We start from the raw sequence: 775 nt of genomic DNA on the forward strand, positions 1-775 counted from the left end.
CACCAGCGTGCTCGACCTGCCGGCCGGCCAGGGCGAGGCCGAAGCCCTCGCCGCGATCAAGGCCATCGCCGCGAAGAACCAGCTGTTCAAGAACTACATCGGCCAGGGCTACTACCCCTGCCACACCCCCAGCCCGATCCTGCGCAACCTGCTGGAAAACCCGGCCTGGTACACCGCCTATACCCCCTACCAGCCGGAAATCTCCCAGGGCCGCCTGGAAGCCCTGCTGAACTTCCAGACCCTGATCAGCGACCTCTCCGGCCTGCCGGTCGCCAACGCCTCCCTGCTCGACGAAGGCACTGCCGCCGCCGAGGCCATGACCTTCTGCAAGCGCCTGAGCAAGAACAAGGCCAGCAACACCTTCTTCGCCTCGCAGCACTGCCACCCGCAGACCCTCGACGTGCTGCGCACCCGCGCCGAGCCGCTGGGCATCGAGGTAGTGGTCGGCGACGAGCGTGAGCTCAGCGACGCCAGCGCCTACTTCGGCGCCCTGCTGCAGTACCCGGCCAGCAACGGCGACCTCTACGACTACCGCGAACTGGTGGAGCGTTTCCATGCCGTCGGCGCCCTGGTGGCTGTGGCCGCCGACCTGCTGGCCCTGACCCTGCTGACCCCGCCCGGCGAGTTCGGTGCCGACGTCGCCCTCGGCAGCGCCCAGCGCTTCGGCGTTCCGCTGGGCTTCGGTGGCCCGCACGCGGCCTACTTCGCCACCCGCGACGCGTTCAAGCGCGACATGCCGGGCCGCCTGGTCGGCGTCTCCATCGACCGCCACGGC

At 69.7% G+C, this 775-nt stretch carries 1 protein-coding gene; it reads left to right on the top strand.

The features are described from left to right. The coding region (locus ACFW0B_RS25850) for a PLP-dependent aminotransferase family protein (RefSeq protein ID WP_459251736.1) at window positions 1-775 on the top strand (775 nt) is incomplete at both ends.

This window comes from Metapseudomonas phytobenefica (assembly GCF_043392685.1).
Classification (GTDB): Bacteria; Pseudomonadota; Gammaproteobacteria; order Pseudomonadales; family Pseudomonadaceae; genus Metapseudomonas.